Source organism: Parapedobacter defluvii, from assembly GCF_014642075.1.
In the GTDB taxonomy this organism is placed as follows: Bacteria; Bacteroidota; Bacteroidia; order Sphingobacteriales; family Sphingobacteriaceae; genus Parapedobacter; species Parapedobacter defluvii.
The window spans coordinates 200,731-221,328 of the sequence record NZ_BMIK01000005.1 but is presented as its reverse complement, the minus strand read 5'-3'; the positions used below and the strand labels follow the sequence as shown (position 1 = coordinate 221,328).

Sequence of the window (20,598 nt, the reverse complement as noted above, 5' to 3'; positions counted from 1 at the left end):
CAGAAATATACCATAACTAACGCAAATTAACGCCTAAGATCATAAAATTTATTAAAAATTGTCTGAAATGGGACATAAAGGTCCCAGTAAGGATACATAAATAAATATAGTCTAAATGCTCCAAAAATCAATACTAAAATAAAAAAAAATATCTTGAGCTTAAAGTCATTAAGCGATATCAATAAATAACTCAATAAAAAAATTTCCATGTATAGAAATGGTAATGCAAGTCTTGTAATGACGGGTACACTCAGGATAAAAATAAAATAAATCATATTGCCAAAAACAAGCAGATTTAAATAACCTAGGTATCTAGGCAAAATATCCGTGGAGATATAGCATTGCCCATATATTAGCAACGGCAATATGAAAGTTCGTTTGAGCACTCCTAATGTATAGGATAAGTATGGGTTAGTATGGCTTGTCTCCAATCCTTCATCTCCATACAGTAGTAATTTCTCAGCCGTCGCCGCATCAACACCGATTATATTTACCACTAATTTGATAGCCCACCCCGACACACCAATTAACCCGACCGTAAACCCAACGATCAGCAACGTATATAACGCTGCATTAGTCAATTTGAATCGATAGAACCAATAAGCTAATAGAAAAAAAACAGCAGATATATGAATAGAGGCCGCCAACAATATGCAGCACAAAAAAGGCAGGAATCTTCGATACTCGATGTATTTCAATCCAAATAAACAAATAGACACCGCTGTGAATTGTCGAACGGAGAAAATATCCGCCAAGTAATAACAGTAATACAAAAACAACAAGACAAATAAAACAGAATGGTTTCTACTGAAAACTAACCCTTTAAGTCCAATTGTTATAACGGCTACGAAAAACAAAAACGAAGTATAATTCAGTCCTAATCGCGTTGAAAACAAATTAAGATAAGTGAATCCCGGTTCAAAGAAATTAAGTGTAGAACTATGAACGAAATGTTCAATATCGTCATAGAAATTATGGTAAGAGTCCCAATCGGGTCCCGTATCCCATCGAACTCCGCTTATTACGATGAGCAATATAAGTACTGTAGCAAAGAGTATTTTTTTGTATAAAAGATCTACCTTTACCAAATCCAATATGGTAAGTAGGGAAAGCAGTATAAAAACAACAATATAAATAATCACACTATTTACCTTATAAATACCAGCTATTCTGTCATTTCAACCAACTCTTAACCCAACATTTTATTTCACAATACCCTAAATATAACCAAATTCTAACAAGCGAAGGTTTTACCTCCATAGCGTGTAATACCTCCCTGGCGACTTCCCCTTTTTCTTTTAATTCAAGCACCTCCGAATGAAAAGGTAAATCCAGTATCCAACGGGCTTTTTGATATGCAGTGGTAATATCGATTATCCTCTTTTTCTTGAAAAAATCAGCGACCCAATTGACATATATAGTTTGAGCACGTACTTTTCGATGTAGTGTGAACCTATCGCTATTCAATGTTGTGATATTTAATCCGCTTTTCCGCCATCGGACTTTTACGCCCGGAATGGTTTTAATGGATTTTAAATAACCAAAGCTCATCCAGCTTGCATCGTCAGCACACCATGCCAAATCAAAATTAATAAATCCACCCATTTGTTCATAAGTAGACCTTCTGATGATATATTCCACTGCGAAACTACTTATTTGATAGTTAATTCTTTTAAAGAAAAAATCGCGCACTGCTAGTTTTTCAGGAAAACATTTAGGTGTCTTCAGTAATCTGCCTGTCTGGTCAATGATTAATGTATCAAAATGCAGAACATCATACTCAAGGCTTTCATTAACACATCGGTAAAATGCTTTGACACAACCACTTTCCATCAAATCATCATCAGCAAATAACCAAATCCACTCCTCTCCTTCAGATAATTCCACACACCGATTCCAATGACTCACCAAGTCTCGACTCCCCAAGTTATGTTCAAATCGATGATATACCAAATCTATGGAATCCACAAATTCATCGACAATACTTTTGAGGTCAAACGGGCTATCGTCATCCCCAATATACAGGGTAAAGTGCTGATCATTTTGGTCAGCTATACTTTGTAACGTTTCCTTCAAAAATTCAGGTTTATAAGCTGGAAGCACGATAGCCAATTTATTTTTCATAAACTTCAGTCTAATTCCGACGTATAAAACGAAAAATCACATTTAATCCTTTGGTTACAAGGATATTTCTCCATCCCCAATACTGCACGGAAAAGTACAGCAAGGTTGACAACAATACACCAAATGATAATGTAACAATCGTATTTAACTCAAAACTACCTACAAAGTAATAAACAGGTATAAATATCAACGACGACAAGAGCGCCTTAAACGGAAGCCTCCAATCAGGATTAAAATCGATAATCCGTAACGAAAACCTAATTAAAAAAACTAATACAACCAATTCGGCAACGAATGCGGCAATGGAAGCACCAATATATCCGAACTGTGGGATAAAGATGAAATTGACCGTCAAACTGGCTATCATACCAACACACGCCGCCCTAAAAAAAAGCCGTTCGTTATTCGATGGATTTAATATCTGCATTCCAAATATATTGCTATATCCAATAATTATGATAGTAGGCGCTATAATCTGTAAGGAATGGGTCGCCGGTAAAAATTCATCACCAGCAAACAAGCGGACAATTTCTTCAGCATACAGCATTAAGCCCACAACCAGTGGGATACTGAGCAAAGACACGTAAGAAAATGATTCGGTAAGAAGCTGTTTATTTCGCTCCAATCGTTTTTCATGAAAATTTTTGGCTATAGGTGGAATCATGACCATAGTCACTGCAGTTAAAACTGTAATAAGCACACGAGATACTTTTGTCGAAGTAGTATAATACCCTACCTCGACATCATCTTTCAGGAAACCCAGAATAGTCGTGTCTAATACCGTATAGACCTGAATCACCAAACTAAATGAAAGAATGTAGAGCATAGGTTTTAAATGGCGAAAAAGATTAAGATTAACAACTTTTAATTTCACTATGCCCCAAGCGTAATACATATTAAATAACATGCTGATCAATGCAGTGAGAAATATAATCGCATAGTAAGCGATTGTATCCTGCTCATTTTTGACAAAAATATAGATGAAAAAAATCGCAACTACTTTTGTTAATATCCCCCGGACGGTGATCAACTTAAATTGTTCCATACCTTGGAACAACCATTCCATTGTAAACACTTGTACGTACATAATTCCCACACTGATTATGAATAACGGTCGGTATTCATATAGTTGACCAACAGTCATAAACAAAAACACAAAAACGATGGATAAGATAAGTGTGGTGATGGAATGTATAATAATTATTTCGCTGAAAACAGCGGACCGGGCCATGTCATCCTGTTTATGCTTTGCGATTTCTTGTACCCCATAAACTGGTATTCCCAATGCAGCCAACACTATGAAATAATGAGTAAAATTCTCTACAAACCCGATACTTCCCATTCCCTTAGGTCCCAATACCCTGGAAACATAAGGAAACACTAAAACGGGAAATAAAACCTGGGTAGCAGATAAAACAATGTTATATGCCGCGTTTTTCTTTATATTGCTCACGCCGGTCCTTAGAAATGGGAGTGTTGCTTAATCCGTTGGTTTCTTCCGCCACGTACTACCGTCTGATGGGACAAAAGTACAAGAAAGAAAACAAACGTAGTTAAATTAGCGAGAATGTTCATAATTATCGTAAAACTCTTGGTATCGCCAAGCGTTTAGTATAAATAAAAAATCTATTAAAATGGACACAAAACTAATTACCAACCAAGCATATGTCAATGGAAAATTCGTTAAAGCAAGAAACAGTTTTGAAGTCACTAATCCCGCTACAGGGGAATTAATTACTTCTATTCCTGATTTGGATTTAAAAGTTTGCAAAAAAGCAATTGATGATGCACATATTGCATGGTTAAGCTGGCGAGATACCAATGTCACAACGCGGAGTGGTATCGTCCGGAAGTGGTATAATCTCATCATCGAAAATAAGCAAGAACTCGCCCACATCATGACCCAGGAGAGTGGAAAACCTTTGGCAGAAAGTCTCACCGAAGTGGATTATGGTGCCTCTTTTGTTGAATGGTTTGCGGAGGAAGCTAAACGGGCATATGGTGAAACGATCCCGGCCCCAAAAAAAGGGCAACGGCTCGTCACCATCCGGCAACCCATCGGTGTGGTTGCCGCCATTACTCCCTGGAATTTCCCCCTTGCCATGATTACCCGTAAAGTAGCACCCGCGTTAGCCAGCGGCTGCACGGTGATCTTAAGGCCGGCCTCACAGACTCCCCTTACAGCGCTTGCTGTCGCAAAACTGGCCCATGAAGCCGGATTTCCCGCCGGTGTCTTTAACGTGATCACGGGAAAGGACAGTAAAGGCATGGGTAAGGAATTTGCCACGAATGAGTTGATACGTAAGATATCGTTTACCGGTTCCACGGAAGTAGGCCGATCACTTATGGCCCATGCGGCAGGCACCATCAAAAAAGTGTCACTCGAGCTGGGTGGGAACGCTCCATTTCTTGTATTCGATGATGCTGATTTGGATGCAGCCGTAAAAGGAGCCATCGCAGGTAAATTTCGCAACTCCGGACAAACATGCGTATCCATTAACCGATTTTATGTGCAGGATGCCGTATTTGATAGCTTTGCTGAGAAACTGACCGCAGCCGTAAAGAAACTCAAGGTAGGAAATGGCCTTGATGAAGGAGTGGAGGTAGGTCCGATCATTAACAACGAGGGATTGGAAAAGGTAATGGCCCATGTAAAAGATGCGACTAATAAAGGAGCAACTCTACTTACCGGGGGTAAAATCAAAAAAGACCGCTTCTATCAGCCAACGGTTCTAACAGACGTCTCTCCTTCGGCGTTGATCGCCCAGGAAGAGACGTTCGGTCCTGTCTGCGCGTTGTTTCGGTTCAAAACCGAAGACGAAGGCATTGCAATGGCAAACGATACCGAATTTGGTTTGGCTGCCTATTTTTACAGCACCGATATCCATCGATGTTGGCGGGTTTCTGAACAATTGGAAGCAGGGATGGTCGGTATCAATACGGGTTTGCTATCCAATGCGGTAGCACCGTTCGGAGGTATTAAACAATCCGGAATCGGGCGGGAAGGTTCCAAACATGGTCTTGATGAGTATATGGAATTAAAATACCTTTGTTTTGGTGATTAACGCTCTCTGATTTTCTTGTACCACCTAACCGCAAGCATCAACATAACGGATAGCAGCAACAACCCCAGTACGCCATATATCCAATTGATTGCACTCTTAAGCACTACCGCGAAAACAATTGCAAAAAGTAGGACCGTAGCCAATTCATTCCACAACCTAAGCCGAATGGAAGTCCAACGGCTCGTTTCGTCCCGAAGCCTAAGCATGATCCGTTGGCAGACAAAGTGATAGGTAACCAATCCAAGGACAAAAACGAGTTTCACATGCATCCATCCTGTTTCCAATAGACCCGGTACGATGTAAAGCAGGCTCAGGCCAGCCAACACGGCCAAGTACATGGAAGGCGTTGTGATAATCCACCACAATTTGTTTTCCATTATCACAAATTGTCGATGCAAAACAGCATATTCATCTTCAGGCTTTTGCTTGGCTTCAGTATGATAAATGAATAACCTCACCATGTAAAATAAGCCCGCCATCCAGGTGATGACGAAAATAATATGAACAGCCTTGATGTAGAGGTACAACATCGGATTGAATACTGAGTATAGCATATCGAGTATTGCGTATTGTGATTGGTGAGTATCTCCTTACGCAGTACACTATACGCAAATCTAATAACTAAACTCCCTTACTACTTCGATTGCATATTTCACGTTATCAAACGGAATATCAGGCATAATTCCATGTCCAAGGTTAAAGATAAAACCGTCCTGTCCGCGCATCCGTTCGAATAAATGCAGAATTTTCTCTTTGATCACTTTTTTGTCGGCATACAACACGAACGGATCCAGGTTACCCTGCACGGCCACACCGCTCGGCAAATTATCTTTTACCTGTCGTAGATCCGCATTCCAATCGACTGAAACTACGTCGGGTCCAGCGGCCGCCATAAGCGGCGCAAACACCGAGCTTCCCTTGCAAAAAGAAATCACCGGCACACCGTTGCGTTGCAATTTCGAAAAAATGTAGGCATTATAACGATGTGAAAAGACCTGGTAGTCATCCCAAGCCAATGCCAATGCCCAACTGTCGAACAACTGCAAAGCATTCACCCCCGCCGCTAGCTGCATATTCAAATAGTCAACGGTCACATCTGCAATTTTCTGCAAAATGATATGAGCAAGTTCCGGTTCATTGTGCAGCAACAGTTTGGTACGTTTAAAATCCCTGGATGAGCCCCCCTCGACAAGGTAACTGAGCACCGTAAAAGGTGCACCGGCAAAGCCGATCAGGGGAATTGAGCCCTGTAAACGTTGTTGAATGACCTTGATCGCATCTGCAACATATTGCAATTTATCCAAAACATTGGTTTGTAATGCTTCGGCATCGGCATAACTGCGAACGGGATTGGCAAACCGAGGTCCCACCCCCTGTTCAAAACTAAGCTGCCCACCCATAGCCTCCCCGGTTACCAGGATATCCGAAAATAAGATAGCTGCATCTACCCCCAATAAATCAACGGGCAGCATCGTTACGTCGGCTGCTATCTCAGGGGTCTTACACATTTCCAGAAACGAATATCTGTTTTTTATATCCCAGTATTCTTTCATAAAGCGACCCGCTTGGCGCATCATCCAAACGGGAGGTCGTTCGGTTGGCTGCGAAAAAGCCGCACGAATCAGTAAGTTGTTCTTCAAATTATTAGTCACGATTGATCTTTAGGTATCTCGTTTTCGATTTTATTAATAATGTGTGCTACCCGCGAGGTCACCTCCAATTTACGAGCCACTTCGACGTAGGCTTTCACACGCTCGTAATTTTTTCGCCGAAGGTTAATGTTGGCAAGATTTACCAAAATAATGGCCTTATCATTGGGCCGCCGAAATGGCAAACGAGAAGCTAACTGAAAATGTCGTTCCGCCTCGTCATAATCCTCCGCTTTGAGCGCAAGGTTTCCCATCATAAATTCGTAATAATTACGCCTTCCTTTACGAAGCGATTCAGGTTTCTTGATATCTGCAAGCAGGTATCTTGCTCGTTCAAAATCCTGCTTCTGAAAAGCCTGCGTAGCAATAAACACGGTTCCCTCACGGTAATGGCTCCATGTAAGGTACGCCATAAACCCGATGATCATCCCCGATAATTGGTAGGCACGGGCGTATACCGTCCAAGCCAAAAAAAGAAAGGATATCACCAACACCAATGCACGCACCCTTGAGGTCATCATTAGCTCTGCGGATTGTCGGTAAATTTATAGCCTACGCCGCGGATAGAATGGAAATATACCGGGTGTTTCTGATCCGGCTCAAAATATTTCCTGAATGTAAGAATAAAATTATCGATGGTACGGGTGGACGGATACACATCGTAATTCCAAACCGTTTCCAATATCTGTTCGCGCGAGACCGCCTCATTGCGTCGTTCAATCAATAACTTAAGCAACATAGTCTCCTTTTTGGTGAGTGATGTCACTGTTCCATCAGCGTGATGCAGCTCAAACGAGTTGAAGTAAATGGTTTTATCACCGATGGTGTATGAATTCAATTCTTTTAATTCATCCCCTTTCATGCCCCGGCGCACAAGAATTCCCACACGGAGAATCAACTCCTCCAGATTAAAAGGCTTTACCAGATAGTCATCTGCCCCTTTCTTCAGTCCCGTAATACGGTCTTCGCTGCTGTTTTTAGCCGTCAGGAACATAATGGGTACTTCCGTGTTTTGCAAACGTATGGTCTCGGCTACCTGAAATCCATCGATCTCGGGAATCATTACGTCCAGAATAACCAGGTTAAACCGTTCTTCTTTAAATATTTTCAATGCCTTTTTTCCATCGGTGGCTGTGGACACCCGGTATCCCTCCAACTCTAGGTTAAGTTTAATGGCATCCAGCAAATGTTCCTCATCTTCTACCAGCAAAATGCGCTGTTTAGTTTGTTGCATAATGGTTATTAAATATGACTTCAAAAATGCTTCCGGAGGGCGTATTATCCTTCACACTTATCTGTGCGCGGTGTCTTTCCAAGACTGTTTTCACAATGTATAACCCCAATCCGGTACCTTTGGTTTTACGGGTATCTTCATTTCCTACCCGATAAAACTTGTTAAAGATAAGTTTCTTTTCATTGTCCGCAATACCGATACCATGGTCGGCCACACTGAACAATACATTATCGTCCTGGGCTGCAAGCTTAACCACTACATGCGCACAAGGTGGGGAATACTTGACCGCATTTTCAATCAAATTATTCACCACATTGGTAATAGCGAACCGATCGCCTTCGATTTGGATATTGGGTTGCAATTCAGTTTTGATCACCTGTGATGTACAGGAGTGGATTTGCAATCTACCTGCCACGCTCTTCACAAGTTCCGTCAGGTCGATTTGTTCTTTGGGGAAATTATAACGCAGATTCTCCAGCTTAGTAGCAATCAGCACATTACCAACCAAGTCATCTAAACGCTCAATATCCTTCAGCGAGTTAGACAAAAATTGATCACGCTGCTCCTTACTGAGGTCCCGTTTTAGAATGGTTTGAATGGCTAACTTGATGGATGCAAGTGGAGATTTCAGTTCATGGGTAACCGCCAACAGAAAATTTTGTTGCTGTTGCTGTATTTTATGCTCACGCACAAACGCTTTTTTCAATTTCAACGCGCCCACCACGAATATGAGCATGAAAAAAATCCCCTCCCCGATAATCATAATTTTCCGGTCGGGCTGGTTTTCAATAAGTAACACCCCCCACCACGCCAATTGCGCAGTAGCATAAAATACCAAGAAATAAAATAGCACCAACGGCTTTCGCATACCAAAACTCCTGAAAAGCAACCACAAAAGTATCGATTTACATCGGTTAGTTACAAACTGCGGTCTACATTATGACAATAATACGAAACTCTTATATAAACACAGGTAATCGGATTCAGCGGATTTACACGGATCAGCGACAATAAGCATCAGCAACCATCCACATATCAATATCGTCTGCATTCCGAACTTCGTATCCCAACTTCGTAATTTGTACCTACAACTTCGCACTCAGATATAGATCCTCGCACCCGAAAAGTTTCCACGGAATTCCCGTGGGGTACAATTTTTCTTCTGCTTGAATATTCTGTTGAAATTTGAAATATTGTTAAATCCACAGCCATATGCGATTTCCGCAATCGTTTGGTTCGTATCAATCAATAATCGCGTAGCATGGCCAAGCCGGATTTCATTCAGGCTATCGATAAACGTTTTTCCTGTACTTTTTTTGACAAACCTGCTGAATGAAGCTTCGTGCATATTGACAGAAGCAGCCATATCCGCCAGCGTTACCGGCTCGCTGTAATGTTCATTCAAGTATTCAAAAACCTTTACGATACGCCGGCTGTTCGATCGTGCATGGTCGCCATCAAACCCCGCACTGCTCAGTATCCGAATACCTTCGGACTGCGAGAGCCGGTGGAGAATCGCCATCAATTCCAACACCGAATCGAAGCCGGTCTTGGCTTTAAGCCCAATCAACCGATCCCTAAGCGAAAGAGTGGTTTCACGGCTAAACAGAATACCCTGTTGCGATTTATCAAACATCTTGCGGATAAAGTTCAACTGATTTTTGTGAAGAAAGTCCTCACTGAACAGATTACGATGGAATTGGATGGTCACCTCCGTTATTTCCCGGCTTTCGCAAGCATCATCAAACCAGCCGTGATAGAGATTTGACCCAACCAATACCAGTTCCACGTCGTCGATAGGGGATACATGGTCGCCCACGATACGTCGTGCACCCTTTGCATTGAGGATGAGGTTGAGCTCATATTCGTCGTGAAAATGTAATGGAAAATCAAAATGTTCCTTCACCCGCCAAAACAGTGTAAAACAGTCACTTTCCGTAAGCGGCGTTACTTCCCTGGTGATTTTTTGGGCCATGATATTCTGCATATAATTGGTGTCACAAAAATAAATAAAAAGGTGTTATGTAAAAATGCCATCCGCTGGCACAAAACTATCAGATCTTAGCCCTTTGCTATACCACACTAACCGATTGCAAGAACTTTATTATAAAACGCTAAAAAAGTATTATTTTCGAGCTCCATACATCCCGTATGTTTGCTTTTGTAATAACCAATTATTGACCTGCTATGCACATAATTAAACAAGCTGGTTTTTCACTTGTCACCTTTTACCTCGCAATGGGTTCCGCCATCGCACATTTATCACCCGAAACAGCGGCTTTATTGGGCACCCTGAAGTCAATAAGTGGCAGATACTTGCTATTGGGGCATCAAGACGCTGTAGCTTACGGCGTTAACTGGTCAGCCGAACCGGGTAAATCCGATGTAAGAAGCACAACCGGTGCATATCCGGCCGTGTACGGCTGGGACGTGGGACACCTGGAAATCGGCAAGCCGGCCAATTTAGACAATGTATCGTTCGACCTGATGCGTACCCGTATTATAGAAGCCTACAAACGTGGTGGCATCAATACCATCAGTTGGCATACCACCAATCCGGTAAACGGACAAAGTGCATGGGATACCACCCGCCACAGTGTGAAAGAAATCCTGCCAGATGGAATACACCATAATACCTATAATGAGTACCTCAACCAGTTGGTTGCTTTTTTCAAAAGCCTGAAAACGGAAGAAGGGATTGAAGTACCCGTTATTTTCCGTCCGTTCCACGAACATACGGGAAGCTGGTTTTGGTGGGGCGAAGCATTCTGCACACCGGAAGAATATGTGGCATTATGGCAATACACCATAGACTATCTCCGAAACAAAAATGGATTAGCGAATCTACTTATCGCCTATTCCAGCAGCACAATAACGTCCGAAGCAGATTACCTAGCGCGTTATCCCGGCAACAACTATGTAGACATTGTTGGATTTGACGATTATTGCATGGGTGACGAAGCAGCATATATTGAGCGGATGTCAACGAGTTTAGGTATCCTCACGAAGGTTGCCAAAGAGCTGGATAAAGTTCCCGCCATTACCGAAACCGGATACGAACAGATTCCCAATCCGAACTGGTTTACGCAGGTACTTTACCCCACTATTAAGGACTACCCTATTGCATGGGTACTATTGTGGCGCAATGCCATCAATCGGCCCAATCATTACTATGTGCCTTACCCATCACATCCCGCCGCCGCCGATTTCCGGAAATTCTACCGGATGCCCAAGGTACGGTTTGAAGACGGACTCGGCTCCCTTCATATTTATCAACCATCCACCCACTGATCGCATATGCTGCTCCAACCCATCGATATTATCATCATCCTGCTCTATTTGGCTGCCATGATTATACTGGGCGTCGTGCTAAAAAAGCGTGCACAGCGTGATAAAGAATCCTATTTATTAGGCGGTAAAAAACTACCGTGGTACATGTTAGGCATGTCCAATGCGTCGGATATGTTTGATATATCCGGAACGATGTGGATGGTCACACTGGCATTTGTATATGGCCTGAAAAGTATTTGGATACCGTGGCTGTGGCCGGTATTCAACCAGATTTTCCTGATGATGTACTTATCGGTATGGTTACGCCGCAGCAACGTTACGACGGGTGCTGAATGGTTGGGGACACGCTTTGGAACCAAAGGGCAGGGCATGCTGGCATCACATACGATCGTGGTCATATTCGCACTGATCAGTTGCTTCGGTTTCCTCGCCTACGGTTTCATTGGATTAGGTAAGTTTGTTGAAATCTTCATTCCGTGGAGTAGCATCAGACCGTACCTCCCTTTCACCATCGGGCCGGCGTATGTTCCGCATTTTTATGGCGTGGTTTTCTGCCTGTTCACAATGTTTTATTCCATTCTCGGTGGTATGACCAGTATCGTGATTGGAGATGCTGTCAAATACACAATCATGTCTGCCGCTGCTATTGTCATCGCTGTGATTGCCGCGCATCACTTGGCCCTCAAACCGCTGCTTGTCCCCGAAGGATGGCTTTCGCCATTTTTTGGATGGACGCTGGACGACTTAAATTGGGCAGGCATTATTGATGAAGTGAACAGCAAAATCCGAAGCGATGGATTCGATCTGTTTACCATCTTTTTCATGATGATGCTCTTCAAAGGGGTTTTTGCAAGCCTTGCCGGTCCGGCACCTAATTATGACATGCAAAAAATCCTGTCTACGAAATCTCCAAAAGACGCCGCAAAGATGAGCGGTTTAGTCTCGGTGGTATTACTGCCCATCCGTTACGCCATGGTCATCGGTTTCGCGGTGCTGGGTCTTTTGTATTACGATCAGCTCAATTTGCAATCGGCCAACGGCGTCGATTTCGAACGGATTTTACCTTCGGCTATCCTCCAGTTTGTACCCGTAGGATTAATGGGACTGTTACTTGCCGGCCTGATGGCGGCTTTCATGGGAACTTTTGCAGGCACATTGAATGCTGCACAAGCCTATTTCACGAACGATATCTATCTGAAATACATAAAGCCCAACGCATCAAACACGGCCATCCGTAATACCAATTACATCGCTGGCATTGCCATCGCTGTTATCGGCATTTCCCTCGGCTTTTTTGCGGAAGACGTAAACAGCATACTGCAATGGATTGTATCCGCATTGTATGGCGGATACATCGCAGCTAATATGCTGAAATGGTATTGGTGGCGGTTCAATGCATCGGGCTTCTTTTGGGGAATGCTAGCGGGCATCGTGCCGGCATTGGTGTTTCCCTTGTTATTTGATTTCTTGGATCTATATTATTTCCCCTTACTTTTTGTATTGTCGCTGGCTGGGTCCATCGTAGGGTCGCTATGCACCAAACCTACCGACACCGAAGTGCTTAAGGAATTTTACCGTACGGTAAAACCCTGGGGGGTTTGGAAGCCCATCCGGCTTATGGTTGCTGCCGATGACCCAACCTTCATTCCCAACCAAAATTTTGGCAGGGACATGTTTAACGTCGTGCTCGGAATCATCGGGCAATTGTGCCTCACCATTTTGCCGATGTATTTGGTACTGATGATGAAAGCAGAGCTCCTAGTCACCATCGTTCTGTTAGCTACGGTGGCCATAACCCTAAAGAAAACATGGTGGAATAAACTGGAAAATTAACTAGTTCAAAATAACAATTGTGTCTTTGTCTGTAACTGATTTCGAAGCAAAAAAGGCAGCCCTCATCAAGATGCATGGGGAACTGATTAATAGGAAAAACGAGGCTATATGGCCAGACAATGGTGTATTTACGCGGTTTCGTTATCCGGTCCTTACCGCTGCGCATGCACCGTTGGAATGGCAGTATGATTTTGATCGGTTTGCCAATCCTTTCCTGATGCAACGCATTGGCATCAATGCCACATTCAATGCTGGAGCCATCAAATGGCAGGATAAATACCTGCTGATGGTCCGCGTAGAAGCAACCGACCGGAAATCCTTCTTTGGCATTGCAGAAAGTCCCGATGGTATTGATCATTTCCGGTTCCGCAAGTATCCGGTAAGTATCCCTCAACTCGAAGACCCGGATACCAATGTGTATGATATCCGACTTACTCAACATGAGGATGGATGGGTTTACGGCCTTTTCTGTACCGAACGCCGCGATACCAGTGCACCTGAATCTGACCAATCTGCTGCCATTGCGCAATGCGGAATCATCCGCACCCGCGATATGGAACATTGGGAACGTCTCCCCGATCTAAAAACGAACTCGCCGCAACAACGTAATGTAGTGCTGCATCCCGAATTTGTCGATGGAAAATATGCACTGTACACCCGACCGCAGGACGGCTTCATCGAAGCTGGCAAAGGAGGCGGGATTGCGTTCGCACTGACCGGGAGCATGAAAAATGCGGTCGTGTGTCATGAACATATCATAGATGCGAAGAAATACCATACCGTATACGAAGCCAAGAACGGTCAGGGGCCTTCCCCGTTGAAAACCCCGGAAGGCTGGCTACATTTGGCGCACGGTGTACGCCATACGGCTGCCGGACTACGGTATGTACTCTATCTATTTATGACTGCCCTCGACGACGTCTCCAAAATCATCCATAAGCCCGCAGGATATTTCCTGGCACCGGAGGGCGATGAGCGCATTGGCGATGTTTCCAATGTTGTTTTCTGCAACGGTTGGGTCGCAGATGACGATGGCAAAGTTTTTATATATTACGCGTCATCAGATACACGCCTGCACGTGGCAACAAGTTCAATAGAACAGTTGATTGACTATGCGAAAAACACACCTGAAGATCGGTTTTTTTCCGCACTATCGGTAGAAAATATTCAAAAACTTACCCAGAAAAATGAACGTATTGAGCAACGCAACGCTGCACAATTTAAAAAGTATTGAATTTGAATCGGAGCTCAAACGCATATTGGACTATTGGAGCGATGTAGTCTTTGACGATACCAGCCTCCGCTTTTATCCGAAGGTTGATCATACCGATAAACCACATCCCAACAGCACGGCTGGCTCCGTCATGTATGCACGCATTTTATGGGCCTTTTCGGCAGGATACCATCACACCCGCACCCATCGGTACCTTGAGATGGCAAACATCGCTTATCAATATATCCGGCAGCATTTTATCGACCCGGAATATGGTGGTGTATATTGGTCGGTATATCCGGATGGAGGTGCGGCTGACAATCGCAAACAAATCTACGCTCTCGCATTTACCATTTACGGTTTGGCTGAATATTATAAAATACAGGACGATGATGGCATATTGGAAATTGCCAAAAAGCTTTATGATGTTATCGAACAGCATAGTTGGGATACCGATCAGGAAGGATATATCGAAGCATTCAGTAGAGACTGGACTCCAACCACACAATTAAAATTGAGTGAGAAAGACGACAATGAAAAGAAAACACTTAACACACATCTCCATCTATTGGAAGCTTATACGAACCTATACACTATATGGCCAGACAACACGTTAAAACAACGAATCGAGACGCTACTCGAACTTTTCGAAAAACATTTCGTCAATCAGCAAGGTCACCTGATCCTGTTTTTTAATGAGCATTGGCAAGCGAAATCCTCCCCCCTCCGGTCTTTTGGACATGAGATTGAAACATCATGGCTGCTGTGCGAAGCATCCCACGCGATTAACGGCACACGGATAGCCGACACGATTCGTACTCTGTCGTTGCGGCTAGCTGCGGCCAGCTCGAAGTGGGTAGACACATCAGGAGCATTGCACTATGAATTTAACCCAGCTACAAACAAGCTCGTTGCCGAGAAGCATTGGTGGGTACAGGCCGAAGCGGTAGTAGGCTTCTACCGTATCGGCATCCTGTCTGGCAACCGCCGATACCTGACAACCGCTTCACAGGCTTGGCAGTACATCAAGGGGTACCTCATTGACCAGCAAAGAGGTGAATGGTATTGGGGCAGAGATGAAAACGGACGCATCATGGATCGGGAAGACAAAGCTGGGTTTTGGAAATGCCCCTATCATAACAGTCGGTGCTGTTTGCAGATGATCCACCTACTCGGCCAATGATACAATACATATCTTAATGGTCACAGGATAAAGCTATCAGGTGTCTTTTTTATAATAATATGCAAAAATAGTATTAATACTTCAATAGAAATTAAGTTACATTTGAGACTGTTTAACAACCAATTTTTAACCTTATGATTCCACATTTATTAAAAAAAGCGGAACTACTTTTTTTGGCGTTGGCCATTATTCAGTTGGCAGTTGGGCAAGCCAACACCCAACGGCAGGTAAGCGGAAGGGTAATGGATGAATCGGGAGCGGTGCTTTCGGGTGTCTCGGTCACCGTGAAGGGCCTCCCCCAGTCTACCTCAACGGCAAACGATGGAAGTTACCGGATATCGGTATCCGCAGACGATGCTGTCCTCGTCTTTTCTTATCTGGGCATGCAAACGTTGGAGACAACCGTGGGTAACCGGAGTGTCGTCGATGTTTACCTGCAAACCGCCACCTCTGCATTAGACGAGGTCGTGATCATCGGATATGGTACCAGCAAACGAGGTAACCTAACCAGTGCGCAAACGACGATTTCTGCAGAAGACATCGGCAAGACAGTCAACACAACGATTGAGCAAGCGATCCAAGGTAGGTCCGCCGGCGTGTATATCACACAAAATTCAGGTCAACCGGGTGGTGGAATATCGGTAAATATCCGAGGTATCAATTCAATCAATGGTACGAATGAACCCCTCTACGTAATTGACGGCGTGCAGATGGCCGGTCAAGCGGTATCCTTCGGCGAACAGAGCTCATCCAACCCCTTAGCCGGACTCAATCCAGCCGATATCGAAGACATCCAAGTTCTCCAAGGGCCTTCCGCTACAGCGATTTACGGATCCCGGGCCACGAATGGAGTCCTGCTCATCACCACCAAGCGGGGCCAGGCCGGACAGACTAAAATCGACTATAGTGGCCAATACACCATTCAGACCGGTCCAAAACGGATGGAGGTCATGGACCTCAGACAATATGCTCAAATGGTCAACGAATACCACGAGATTGCAGGTGGTGAAACTCCCCAGCAATTCCTGGATCCTTCGTTGTTAGGAAAAGGTACCGATTGGCAGAAAGAGCTCTTCCGCAGTGCCCCCATGCATAAGCATCAGCTGAGCCTGGGCGGGGGGAACGACCGGATCACTTATTACCTGTCTGGCGAGTATATGGATCAGGAAGGTATAGCGCCTGGCTCAGGTTTCGAACGATATGGCAGCCGATTGAATATCGACGCCAAGCCCAGAAAGTGGTTGTCTTTGGGGGCCAACCTAAGTTTCAGCCAAACCGACGAGAGCCTCACCACCAGCCAGGAGAATATCATCTCAAACGGCCTTCAGCTTACGCCGCAGATTCCCGTCAAAAACCAAGACGGATCATGGGGAGGTGGCGATGACAACAACGGAGCGAACCAATTTGCGCCCGTAAACCCATTGGCTATTGCCAGCCTGACCACCAACGATCTTACCCGCAGGCAGTTTCTCGGCGGCATCAATGTGGGCATCAAAATCATTGAAGGCCTCGAATTCCGTTCTTCGTTCAATACCAACTTCGGCTTTGCCAATTCGGATTACTACATCCCCGTATACAAAATTGGATGGGCTGAAAATGCCACGGCATCGCTCCAGAGCCGGGGAAACCTAAACACCTATTGGAATTGGAATCAATTATTGGAGTACAACAAACAGCTTGGCAAGCACCACATTAACCTGATGGCCACACACGAGGCCCAAGCTTCCAACTGGAAGAACCTGGGCGGTCGCCGGACCGGATTTCTTACAAATGACATTCTAGACTTAGAGGCGGGCGACCCGCTCACTGCATCGGCGACAGGTGGCTCTGGCGACTGGGCCATGGAGTCTTATCTCGGCCGGATCAACTACAATTACGACGACCGTTACATCGTATCAGGAACCATCCGTACCGACGGATCGGTGAACTTCGGCGAAGAGAACAAATGGGGGATATTCCCATCAATATCCGCCGCATGGCGGGTCACACAGGAAGATTTTTTTAATGTTCCCGCCATCAGCGAACTGAAGTTGAGATTCGAAACAGGTACCACTGGAAATCAGGGAGGCAGCGGATACATCTATTCGCCCATGAGACCCGGAGCAACACCTTCTGGAACGGGATTCTTACCCAGCCGCTATAACAATCCTGGCCTGCAATGGGAAGAGACACTCACCTACAACTTCGGTATAAATTTCGGCCTGCTCAAAAACCGCATCGAATTGGAGGCCGACTATTACATCAAACAGACAGACAACCTGTTGATGGAAAATCCCTTACCGTGGTACATGGGTACCAACGGCGTGGGAGCCGTGGCTGCACCTCAGGTCAACATCGGCGCTTTGGAAAACAAGGGATGGGGAATCACACTAAACACGGTCAACATCCGGAACGAACAGTTCACCTGGCAGACAAACTTCAACATTTCCGGATTTAAAACAACCATCAAGAAGTTCTACTCCGATGCGGCACAGATCAACCGGACATCCTGGTGGCTTCAGGACTGGACACAGCAGTCTGTGGTAGGCATGGCCCCCTGGCAGTTCGTGGGTTATATCGAAGAGGGATTGTTCCAATCGATTGAAGAAATCAACAACAGTCCCGTACCAGTTGACAATAACGGAGACCGTATGCCTACCAACGAAAGCAACATATGGGTGGGCGACGTAAAATATAAAGACATCAGTGGCCCTAACGGTTCACCTGATGGCATCATCGACGTCAATGACCTTACCTTCATCGGAAATCCCTATCCGAAGTTCTTCCTCGGTTTCACAAATTCTTTTTCATATAAGGGGTTTGATCTCAGCATCTTGCTAACGGGAGCTTACGGCAACGATGTGTACAATTACATGGCAAAGGTTAATTCCAATCCCAACAACATCAACCTGAGCCGCAACCTGATGATCCGTGCCATGGATTATGCACGTCCGATCGTAGGCGAGAACGGCGAGGTACGACTGGAAAACCCAGGTACCGATGTTGCGCGCATCTCGCATGGTCCCAATGGAAACTACGACCGCCACACCAACAAGTGGGTAGAAGATGGTTCCTACCTGCGCATCAAAAACATTGCGCTGGGGTATAATCTTCCTTCTTCCCTGCTTGCGCGACTGAAAGTCTTGCAAAGCGCGCGGGTGGCCTTCAGTGCACAAAATGTGGCAACATTCACGAAATATACCGGATTTGATCCCGAAGTAGGGGCTTATATCGGTCGTGATGCCAGCAATCAAAACCAAGCCATCGGCCTCGACTTCGGTCGTTATCCGTTGACTCCAATTTATACATTCAGTTTGGGTATGAGTTTTTAATCGATGACAACCATGACACAGACAAGATATACTTTTGCAAAGGCACTCCTATTGACTTCCTTTGTAACTCTTCTAAGCTGCAATAAAAGCTTCCTGGAAAAGCCGCCGACGGATTCCATCGTTGACGCCAGCTTTTATAAAACCGACGATCAAGTATTGGCCGCTACCGCGCTACTGTACAGCCAAGTCTGGTTTGATTACAACGATAAGGCTTCGTATAACTTGGGTGATTTCCGTGCAGGAACAGCCTATTCCGCCTATAACGATCGGGGCAATGTACTCTTCAATACTACCGGGGATACTCCGGAAAACGGCACCGCCTGGCGCTCGTTCTTCATTGTCGTGGGGCAGGCCAATCTGGCCATACAGAACATCCAGAAATATGCAGGAGACGGTGTCTCCCCCGATATCAAGCGGATGGCAATTGCGGAAGCACGATTTATGCGGGCGCTGGCCTACCGCTTTCTCGTCATGAATTGGGGTGCTGTGCCAATCATCGAAAACAACCTCACGCTTCTGGCAGACACCACCATCCAACGCAACACGCCGGAAAGCGTGTGGCGGTACATCACCAATGAAATGCGCGCCGCTGCCGAAGACCTGCCTGAAACCCCTCTCCGTCCGGGACGACTTTCCAAATGGTCGGCAGAAGGTATGCTGGCACGCTTTTATCTCACGCGGGCAGGGGTGGTATCCGGCGGCTCCGGTAGCCGGGATCAGACATTCCTCGATAGCGCAAAATACTATGCTGACCGGGTAATCCGGATGAGCGGAGCATCCTTGCTTACCAACTATGCCGAACTGTTTCTTTATCCCTACGATAACAACGCCGAATCACTATTCTCCCTGCAGTGGACGTTTGCCCCCGGCGCTTGGGGAGTACAGAATTCGACTCCCGCTTACCTGGCCTATAGCGGCGATATCGCAAACGGCGATGGATGGGGTGGCGATAAAGGAGCGACCTGGTGGATGATATCGCTGTATGACGGCATTGTACCTACGGAAACAGGTTTGGCAGGGAGGACACTCGATCAGCGGTTGAAAGCGACATTCATGCTTCCCGGCGCACATTATTCGGAAATCACGCAATCCATTCCGGGTGGCAAGCAAGAGCTGGTTTTCCCCTTCAGTGGTACGGATGTGAATTTTCTCTCCATCAAAAAATACGTTACCGGAAAAGCCGAAGACGTAGGTGGGCAAGCCGCATCGCAGAACTATGGCCACGATACGTATATGCAACGGCTGGCTGAAATTTACCTGATCTACGCCGAAGCGGTATTAGGCAATGGCACCTCTACAACCGATGAAACGGCGATGGAGTACTTCAATAAAGTACATACCCGGGCAGGATTGCCACCGCGTGAAGAGCCGCTGACCCTGGATGCCATCTTGAAAGAACGCTTTATCGAATTTTCCATGGAGGGCATGGCCTGGTATGACCTCGTCAGCCTGCATTACCACAACCCGCAAAAGGCCTACGATATCCTGAATGCACAGGACCGTGAACGATTCTTTACGGAGCCCGACCAGTTTCCTAACCCAACGTCATGGAAATTTATAAAAACGCCTTGGGTAGATCCCGGTACAAGGAATATAAACGCGAACAGCGGTAACTTCCTGCTACCGATTCCGACAGCAGAGTTGAATCAAGCCCCCAACTTGCGTAAACCTCCGGTTGATTATTTCAATAAATAG

At 45.2% G+C, this 20,598-nt stretch carries 16 protein-coding genes; 7 read left to right on the top strand and 9 right to left on the bottom strand.

The genetic code is table 11. The features are described from left to right. Nucleotides 1-26: 26 nt before the first annotated feature. Genes IEX60_RS25135 through IEX60_RS10280 form a run of 3 tightly spaced genes read right to left on the bottom strand, consistent with a single transcriptional unit; the run spans nt 27 to nt 3,577 of the window. A complete protein-coding gene (locus IEX60_RS25135) occupies nt 27-1,142 on the bottom strand; it encodes an EpsG family protein (RefSeq protein WP_188750202.1) in 1,116 nt (371 codons plus the stop codon). Nucleotides 1,143-1,173: 31 nt separating this feature from the next. After that, nucleotides 1,174-2,124 carry a glycosyltransferase family 2 protein gene (locus tag IEX60_RS10285; protein ID WP_188750200.1) on the bottom strand — a complete coding sequence of 317 codons (951 nt, stop codon included), beginning with the start codon at nt 2,122-2,124 and terminating at the stop codon, nt 1,174-1,176. A gap of 10 nt (nt 2,125-2,134) precedes the next feature. Continuing rightward, entirely contained in the window at nt 2,135-3,577 is a 1,443-nt protein-coding gene (locus IEX60_RS10280) for a flippase (protein ID WP_188750198.1), read from the bottom strand. 181 nt (nt 3,578-3,758) lie between these two features. Between IEX60_RS10280 and IEX60_RS10275 the strand changes: the two genes are divergently transcribed. Beyond that, a complete protein-coding gene (locus IEX60_RS10275; RefSeq protein ID WP_188750196.1) occupies nt 3,759-5,189 on the top strand; it encodes an NAD-dependent succinate-semialdehyde dehydrogenase in 1,431 nt (476 codons plus the stop codon). Here IEX60_RS10275 and IEX60_RS10270 read toward each other — a convergent pair. From IEX60_RS10270 to IEX60_RS10245, 6 genes are all read right to left on the bottom strand, one after another. Beyond that, nucleotides 5,186-5,719 carry a CopD family protein gene (locus tag IEX60_RS10270; protein ID WP_188750328.1) on the bottom strand — a complete coding sequence of 178 codons (534 nt, stop codon included), beginning with the start codon at nt 5,717-5,719 and terminating at the stop codon, nt 5,186-5,188. The two genes, IEX60_RS10275 and IEX60_RS10270, sit on opposite strands and share 4 nt — an antisense overlap. Before the next feature lie 84 nt (nt 5,720-5,803). Next, nucleotides 5,804-6,829, bottom strand: coding sequence for a uroporphyrinogen decarboxylase (gene hemE / locus IEX60_RS10265; protein ID WP_188750194.1), 1,026 nt, complete (start codon nt 6,827-6,829; stop codon nt 5,804-5,806). A gap of 8 nt (nt 6,830-6,837) precedes the next feature. Then, a complete protein-coding gene (locus tag IEX60_RS10260) occupies nt 6,838-7,359 on the bottom strand; it encodes a hypothetical protein (protein ID WP_229717508.1) in 522 nt (173 codons plus the stop codon). Next, complete coding sequence (locus IEX60_RS10255; RefSeq protein WP_188750192.1) at nt 7,359-8,072, bottom strand: response regulator transcription factor; 714 nt, start codon at nt 8,070-8,072, stop codon at nt 7,359-7,361. Before IEX60_RS10255 ends, IEX60_RS10260 begins: the two co-directional genes overlap by 1 nt. Continuing rightward, nucleotides 8,059-8,940, bottom strand: coding sequence for a sensor histidine kinase (locus IEX60_RS10250; protein WP_188750190.1), 882 nt, complete (start codon nt 8,938-8,940; stop codon nt 8,059-8,061). Before IEX60_RS10250 ends, IEX60_RS10255 begins: the two co-directional genes overlap by 14 nt. A 231-nt stretch (nt 8,941-9,171) precedes the next feature. Continuing rightward, on the bottom strand, nt 9,172-10,047 hold the full coding sequence (locus tag IEX60_RS10245; protein WP_188750188.1) for an AraC family transcriptional regulator: 876 nt from the start codon (nt 10,045-10,047) through the stop codon (nt 9,172-9,174). 212 nt (nt 10,048-10,259) lie between these two features. On the opposite strand from IEX60_RS10245, the gene IEX60_RS10240 reads away from it, so the two are divergent. From IEX60_RS10240 to IEX60_RS10215, 6 genes are all read left to right on the top strand, one after another. After that, on the top strand, nt 10,260-11,363 hold the full coding sequence (locus tag IEX60_RS10240; protein ID WP_188750186.1) for a glycoside hydrolase family 26 protein: 1,104 nt from the start codon (nt 10,260-10,262) through the stop codon (nt 11,361-11,363). A gap of 6 nt (nt 11,364-11,369) precedes the next feature. Further along, nucleotides 11,370-13,196, top strand: coding sequence for a sodium:solute symporter family protein (locus IEX60_RS10235; protein WP_188750184.1), 1,827 nt, complete (start codon nt 11,370-11,372; stop codon nt 13,194-13,196). Between the two features lie 25 nt (nt 13,197-13,221). Next, complete coding sequence (locus IEX60_RS10230; protein WP_373285039.1) at nt 13,222-14,430, top strand: glycoside hydrolase family 130 protein; 1,209 nt, start codon at nt 13,222-13,224, stop codon at nt 14,428-14,430. Beyond that, a complete protein-coding gene (locus tag IEX60_RS10225) occupies nt 14,384-15,592 on the top strand; it encodes an AGE family epimerase/isomerase (RefSeq protein ID WP_188750181.1) in 1,209 nt (402 codons plus the stop codon). The genes IEX60_RS10230 and IEX60_RS10225 overlap by 47 nt, the downstream gene beginning before the upstream one ends. A 134-nt stretch (nt 15,593-15,726) precedes the next feature. Beyond that, complete coding sequence (locus IEX60_RS10220) at nt 15,727-18,903, top strand: SusC/RagA family TonB-linked outer membrane protein (protein WP_188750180.1); 3,177 nt, start codon at nt 15,727-15,729, stop codon at nt 18,901-18,903. A 12-nt stretch (nt 18,904-18,915) separates the two neighbouring features. Further along, entirely contained in the window at nt 18,916-20,598 is a 1,683-nt protein-coding gene (locus IEX60_RS10215) for a RagB/SusD family nutrient uptake outer membrane protein (protein ID WP_188750178.1), read from the top strand.

What these genes read in the sequence shown, in the direction of transcription:
- IEX60_RS10255 (WP_188750192.1), bottom strand. Translation starts at nt 8,072, where the DNA reads ATGCAACAAACTAAACAGCGCATTTTGCTGGTAGAAGATGAGGAACAT.
- IEX60_RS10260 (WP_229717508.1), bottom strand. Translation starts at nt 7,359, where the DNA reads ATGATGACCTCAAGGGTGCGTGCATTGGTGTTGGTGATATCCTTTCTT.
- IEX60_RS10215 (WP_188750178.1), top strand. Translation starts at nt 18,916, where the DNA reads ATGACACAGACAAGATATACTTTTGCAAAGGCACTCCTATTGACTTCC.
- IEX60_RS10225 (WP_188750181.1), top strand. Translation starts at nt 14,384, where the DNA reads ATGAACGTATTGAGCAACGCAACGCTGCACAATTTAAAAAGTATTGAA.
- IEX60_RS10275 (WP_188750196.1), top strand. Translation starts at nt 3,759, where the DNA reads ATGGACACAAAACTAATTACCAACCAAGCATATGTCAATGGAAAATTC.
- IEX60_RS10245 (WP_188750188.1), bottom strand. Translation starts at nt 10,047, where the DNA reads ATGGCCCAAAAAATCACCAGGGAAGTAACGCCGCTTACGGAAAGTGAC.
- IEX60_RS10235 (WP_188750184.1), top strand. Translation starts at nt 11,370, where the DNA reads ATGCTGCTCCAACCCATCGATATTATCATCATCCTGCTCTATTTGGCT.
- IEX60_RS10270 (WP_188750328.1), bottom strand. Translation starts at nt 5,719, where the DNA reads ATGTTGTACCTCTACATCAAGGCTGTTCATATTATTTTCGTCATCACC.
- IEX60_RS10240 (WP_188750186.1), top strand. Translation starts at nt 10,260, where the DNA reads ATGCACATAATTAAACAAGCTGGTTTTTCACTTGTCACCTTTTACCTC.
- IEX60_RS10220 (WP_188750180.1), top strand. Translation starts at nt 15,727, where the DNA reads ATGATTCCACATTTATTAAAAAAAGCGGAACTACTTTTTTTGGCGTTG.
- IEX60_RS10285 (WP_188750200.1), bottom strand. Translation starts at nt 2,124, where the DNA reads ATGAAAAATAAATTGGCTATCGTGCTTCCAGCTTATAAACCTGAATTT.
- IEX60_RS10250 (WP_188750190.1), bottom strand. Translation starts at nt 8,940, where the DNA reads ATGCGAAAGCCGTTGGTGCTATTTTATTTCTTGGTATTTTATGCTACT.